We start from the raw sequence: 4595 nt of genomic DNA, 5'->3' as shown, positions 1-4595 counted from the left end.
CGAAGAGGATTTCGGATTCGATAAAGGGGGGACTGACACTGCGCCTTCGCGAGCAGGCTCGCTCCCACAGGGGATACAGTTGACCTTGAAGTTCGTTCAGCTTAGGTTCAGCTAAATGTCAATCACTGCCATTTGGGAATGAGTGTCATTATGTTACAACTTAGCACCCTATCTATTGCTGACACGGTGCTGAATGTTCGTCCCCTTTCTGATCATGTTGCGCGAAGGCATCGAGGCCGCATTGATCGTCGGCATCATCGCCAGTTACCTGAAACAGACCGGTCGCGGCCAGTGGATGCCCGCCGTGTGGATCGGTGTATTTCTCGCCGCCGCCCTGGCCCTGTTGGTCGGTGGCGGCCTGGAACTGGTCAGCGCCGAGTTTCCGCAGAAACAACAGGAACTGTTCGAAGGCATGGTTGGCCTGGTGGCCGTCGGCATCTTGAGTTCGATGGTGTTCTGGATGCGCAAGGTCTCGCGTTCGATCAAGCATTCGCTGCACGCGTCTCTTGATCAGGCACTGACCGGTTCCAGGCATCAGGTGACCGCACTGATCGCCATGGTGTTTTTCGCCGTGGCCCGGGAAGGCCTGGAAACCGTATTTTTCCTGCTCGCGGTGTTCCAGCAAAGCGAAGGTCCGGCGGCCCCGATCGGCGCCCTGCTCGGCCTCATCCTGGCAATCATGGTCGGCGTCCTGATCTACAGCGGCAGCATGCGCCTGAACCTCGGCGCGTTCATGCGCTGGACCGGTCTGTTCATTCTCGTGGTGGCCGCCGGGATCCTTGCCAATTCCGTACAAGCGCTGCATGAAGCCGGCGTGTGGAATCACCTGCAAACCGTGCTCTTCGACCTCAGCGCGACGCTGCCGATGGACGGCCCGCTGGGCTCGGTGCTGGCCGGGATGTTCGGTTACCAGGATGCCCCGACCGTCAGCACCCTCGGCGCTTATCTGATTTACCTGGCGGTGGCGCTGGTGATGTTCTTTCTCCCCGCCCCTGTGCCAGACACCAACCCTTGTGGGAGCGAGCCCGCTCGCGAAGGTCGTCAACGATAACGCGTAAACGCCAGATAACCAGCGGTGGTTTTTTCGCGAGCAGGCTCGCTCCCACAGGGTCAGTCACTTTTCAGTTTCCAATCAGTAAGGGCAACCATGCCAACTCCAGCCCCAACCCAGGCTCCCCCTCCCCGCGCCCTGCGCTGGGCGGTGGCCGGCTCGGTGATCGTGATGATCGCCGCCGGCGGCCTGTTCTACTACGCCTCGAAAATGGCCGCGGCCAAGCGCCAGGCCAACCATGATGAAGTGTTGGTGACCATTCACCCGCACCGTTGCGAGCCTGGTGCCCTGACCGTTCCCGCCGGTCGCGCCAGTTTCCGTATCGTCAACCGCTCGGATCGGGCTGTTGAATGGGAAATCCTCGACGGCGTGCTGGTGGTCGAAGAACGGGAAAACATCGCGCCGGGCCTGAGCCAGGTGATCAATGCCGACCTGTTGCCCGGCGATTACGCGATCACCTGCGGTCTGCTAAGCAACCCGCGCGGGACCTTGCACGTTACGCCGACAGCCGCTTCCGACGCGGCGGCCAAGGCCAAACCGTCGATGGTGGCGTTTGTCGGGCCGTTGTCGGAATTTCGCGTGTACCTCAGCAACCAGGGCACGACGCTGATCAAGGCCGTTACCGCACTGAATCAAGCCATCGAAGCCGGCGATTTGAGTCAGGCTCAAGCCTTGTACATTCCGGCCCGCGCTGCTTACCAGCGGCTGGCCCCGGCTGCCCAACGCCTGGCGGAGCTCGACAACGGGATCAACGCCCGTGCCGATTACTTCGAAAAACGCGAACAGGACCCGGCGTTCACCGGTTTCCATCGCCTCGAATACGCGCTGTTCCAGCAACGCAACCTCGACGGTCTGGCACCGGTCGCCCAGCGCCTTCTGACCGATGTCACCACCCTCAAGCAACAGCTGCTGGCCCAGTCGTTGCCGCCGGAACAACTGGTGAGCACCGTGGTGCGCAACCTCAACAGCCTCGCCGACGTCCGTGCCGGCAGCGGTGAAGAAGAACGCTACAGCCACAGCGACCTGAACGGCTTTGTCGGCAACTTCGACGCTGCGCGCAAAGTCGTCGAGCTGCTGCGCCCGTTGCTGACTAAATCCGCCGCCGACCTGTTGCCGAACATCGACAGCGCCCTTGTCGCATTCGAGTCCGAACTCAATGGCTTCAAGGTCAACGACGGTTACGCCAGCTACGACAGCGTCAGTGCCGGTCAGCGCACGCAGATTGCCGACAAGGCCAAAGCATTGGCCGCTGCACTTGACGCGATTGATCCCGCCCTTGGCCTTAGCGGCCTGTAAGCAGAAGACGACTTTCAGATGAACGATTCAGAGCAGTTCAACCTCCAGCGCCGCCGGGTATTGATGGGCATGGGCGTCGCCGGTGTCGCCCTTGCGGGTTCAGCCCTGAGCTGCCCGGCCATGGCCGCTGGTGCCGCGCAAGTGACCCAAGCCCCCAGCAGTGACCGCACCGAAGACCGCCATGATTTCCACGGCAAACACCAGAGCGGCATCGTCACCCCGCGACCGGCATCGGGCATGCTGGTGGCATTCGATGTGCTGGCCAGCGACCGTGAAGATCTGGAGCGCCTGTTCCTCACCCTCAACGAACGCATCGCGTTTTTGATGACGGGCGGCCCGGTCGCTCAGGTCGACCCGAAGCTGCCGCCGGTGGATTCCGGGATTCTTGGGCCAGTGGTCACGCCGGACAACCTGACCATCACCGTGTCAGTGGGCGAATCCTTGTTCGACGAGCGTTTCGGTCTCGCCGATGCCAAGCCCAAGCGCCTTGTCCGCATGGTCGGTTTCCCCAACGATGCACTGGAAGCCGATTGCTGCCACGGCGACCTGAGCCTGCAGTTCTGCGCCAACACCGCCGACACCAACATCCACGCCCTGCGCGACATCGTAAAAAACCTCCCGGACCTGCTGCTGGTGCGCTGGAAACAGGAAGGCAGCGTGCCGCCCCAGGCCCCGGCCAAACCCGGCGTGCCCGCACAGAGCGCACGCAATTTCCTCGGTTTTCGCGACGGTTCGGCCAATCCCGATTCCAACGACGGCAAAGCCATGGACCGCATCGTCTGGGTCCAGCCCGGCAGCGACGAACCGAACTGGGCGGCCAACGGCAGCTATCAAGCGGTGCGGATCATCCGCAACTTCGTCGAGCGTTGGGACCGCACGCCCTTGCAGGAACAGGAAAGCATTCTCGGCCGGGTCAAAAGCAGCGGCGCGCCCATCGGCGGCAGCCATGAAACCGAAGTGCCAGATTACGCCAAAGACCCCGAAGGCAAGCTGACCAAACTCGATGCGCACATCCGCCTGGCCAACCCGCGCACCGCCGCGACCCAAGCCAATCTGATCCTGCGCCGACCGTTCAACTACTCCAACGGCGTGAACAAGAACGGTCAGCTGGACATGGGCCTGCTGTTCATCTGCTACCAGGCCGATCTGGAGAAAGGCTTTATCACCGTGCAAACCAGGCTCAACGGCGAACCGCTGGAGGAATACCTCAAGCCGGTCGGCGGTGGGTATTTCTTCACTTTGCCCGGTGTGAACGGCGATCAGGATTACATCGGCCGCTCGCTGCTCAACGCTACTCAACCTAAAACCACAACCTGACCCCTCCACGGGGCTATCCCAAGAGCTATCTCATGAAAAAGTCGCCACTGGCGTTAATGCTGACCCTAGGCTTGCTCAATACCCCGTTTTCAGCGTTCGCCGCGACGGCGCCGCTGGAGCTGGTGCAGCCGATTTCCGACTACAAGATCTACGTCACCGAACAACTGGATGAGCTGGCCAGCCACACCCGACAGTTCACCGACGCGGTGAAAAAAGGCGACCTGGCCACCGCGAAAAAACTCTATGCGCCGACCCGGGTTTACTACGAGTCGATCGAGCCGATCGCCGAGCTGTTCAGTGACCTCGATGCGTCCATCGACTCCCGGGTCGATGACCACGAAAAAGGCGTAAAGGCCGAAGACTTCACCGGATTCCACCGCATCGAATACTCGCTGTTCTCGGAAAACAGCACCCGGGGCCTGGGTGAACTGGCGGATGGCCTGAACAACGACGTCAAGGACCTGCAAACCCGCGTCGCCGGCCTGACCTTCCCGCCGGAAAAAGTCGTCGGCGGCGCCGCTGCGCTGCTGGAAGAAGTAGCGGCCACCAAGATCTCCGGCGAGGAAGATCGCTACAGCCACACCGACCTGTACGACTTCCAGGGCAACATCGACGGGGCGAAGAAAATCGTCGACCTGTTCCGTCCGCAGATCGAGAAACAGGACGCGGCATTCGTCGCCAAAGTCGACAGGAACTTCGCCACGGTGAATACCATTCTGGCCAAGTACAAGACCCAGGGTGGCGGATTCGAGACCTATGACAAGGTGAAGGAGAACGACCGCAAGGCGCTGGTCGGGCCGGTGAATACACTGGCTGAGGACTTGTCGACGTTGCGCGGCAAGCTGGGTTTGAACTGAGTCTTGTTACGCCTGAGCGGGCCTCTTCGCGAGCAGGCTCGCTCCCACAGGGTTATGTGCCGAACACGAATCCA

Annotated in this window: 4 protein-coding genes; all 4 read left to right on the top strand. The window is 61.3% G+C overall.

The genetic code is table 11. The annotated features are described in order from the left end of the window. Positions 1-193: 193 nt before the first annotated feature. The 4 genes from efeU to efeO (ACW9HW_RS28995) all read left to right on the top strand — a co-directional run bounded on the left by efeU (position 194) and on the right by efeO (ACW9HW_RS28995) (position 4521). Positions 194-1051, top strand: a complete 858-nt coding sequence (gene efeU / locus ACW9HW_RS29010) for an iron uptake transporter permease EfeU (RefSeq protein WP_457402748.1) — start codon at positions 194-196, stop codon at positions 1049-1051. Positions 1052-1147: 96 nt separating this feature from the next. Beyond that, positions 1148-2347 carry an iron uptake system protein EfeO gene (gene efeO, locus ACW9HW_RS29005; protein WP_457402746.1) on the top strand — a complete coding sequence of 400 codons (1200 nt, stop codon included), beginning with the start codon at positions 1148-1150 and terminating at the stop codon, positions 2345-2347. 18 nt (positions 2348-2365) lie between these two features. Beyond that, positions 2366-3664, top strand: coding sequence for an iron uptake transporter deferrochelatase/peroxidase subunit (gene efeB, locus ACW9HW_RS29000; protein ID WP_457402745.1), 1299 nt, complete (start codon positions 2366-2368; stop codon positions 3662-3664). Between the two features lie 32 nt (positions 3665-3696). Further along, positions 3697-4521 carry an iron uptake system protein EfeO gene (efeO, locus tag ACW9HW_RS28995; RefSeq protein ID WP_095194789.1) on the top strand — a complete coding sequence of 275 codons (825 nt, stop codon included), beginning with the start codon at positions 3697-3699 and terminating at the stop codon, positions 4519-4521. Positions 4522-4595 lie beyond the last annotated feature (74 nt).

The sequence above is a fragment of the Pseudomonas sp. SDO5532_S415 genome (assembly GCF_054071155.1).
This window is presented reverse-complemented; position numbering and strand designations above follow the sequence as displayed.